General features: G+C 46.7%; 1 protein-coding gene. It reads left to right on the forward strand.

What is annotated here, in order from left to right:
• Positions 1-1494: aspartate:alanine antiporter (locus R7P67_RS24125; protein ID WP_318086230.1), on the forward strand; the 1494-nt coding region annotated here is incomplete at both ends.

Here is a 1494-nt window from a genome sequence, read left to right on the forward strand (position 1 = left end):
AATTACCTCGCTGATCATGGGTCATTTAGGCTTTTCCTTTAACGCTGAAGCGCTAACCATCGGCTTTATGCTCTTTATCTATTGCGTTGGCATAGAAGCTGGACCTAACTTTTTTGGCATCTTCTTTAGGGATGGTAAACACTACTTCATCCTCAGTATGACCGTGCTTGTCGCTGCAGTGAGCTTAACTTACGGTTTAAGCCACTACTTTGGCCTCGATTTCGGTCTTTCTGCCGGTATGATGGCCGGTGCATTGACAGCGACACCTGTTCTAGTTGGTGCTCAAGATGCTTTGAACTCTGGTCTTGCGACAATACCGCGCAATATGGATTTTTCTTTGGTATTAGAAAATCTATCCGTAGGTTACGCGATGGCTTATCTGATTGGTTTGATCAGCATGATCATGTTCGCTAAGTTGCTACCAAAGTTACAAAAGCAGAACCTTTCAGACTCTGCTCAACAAATAGCTCAAGAGCGTGGCCTTGGTAACTCAAGCCAGCGCAAAGTTTATCTACCTATTATTCGCGCATATCGAGTTGGCCCGGAGCTTATCGATTGGACAGACGGCAAAAACTTACGTGAACTTGGTATTTACCGCCAAACGGGTTGTTACATTGAGCGTATTCGCCGTAATGGTATTCTCGCCCACCCTGATGGTGATGCGATTTTGCAAGAAGGCGATGAAATAGCACTGGTAGGCTTCCCTGACAGCCACGCTCGTTTGGACCCAAGCTTCCGCAACGGTAAAGAAGTGTTCGACCGTAACCTTCTCGATCTGCGTATTGTGGAAGAAGAGATTGTCGTTAAGAGCGACGCGATTGCCGGCAAACGTCTATCTGATTTGAACCTGTCTGAGTTCGGTTGTTTCCTTAACCGCGTAGTTCGTGCGCAAATCGAAATGCCAATGGATTTAGACATTGTTCTTGCCAAAGGTGATGTGCTTCAGGTGAGTGGTGAGAAGAGTCGTGTACATGGCCTTGCTGAGAAAATCGGTTTTATCTCGATCCACAGCCAAATGGCCGACTTATTGGCGTTCTGTAGCTTCTTTATTCTTGGCATTATGTTTGGCCTAGTGACCATGACATTTGGTCAAGTGTCGTTTAGCTTAGGTAATGCAGTAGGCCTTTTGCTGTCAGGTATTACACTAGGCTTCCTTAGAGCCAACCACCCTACTTTCGGCTACGTACCGCAAGGCGCGTTAAACATGGTCAAAGATCTTGGTTTAATGTTCTTTATGGTCGGTATCGGTTTGAGTGCTGGTGGCAAGATGTTCGAGCACTTGACTCAAGTTGGCCCACAGGTGATCGGCCTTGCGTTTATTGTTAGTGTCGTGCCTGTTGTGATTGCTTACCTTGTTGGTGCATACATTTTGAAGATGAACCGCGCATTGCTATTCGGGGCGATCATTGGCGCACGTACTTGTGCACCGGCGATGGATGTTGTAAACGAATACGCGAAGTCGACGATTCCAGCTCTTGGTTATGCGGGTACTTA

The organism is Vibrio sp. Vb0937, assembly GCF_033338855.1.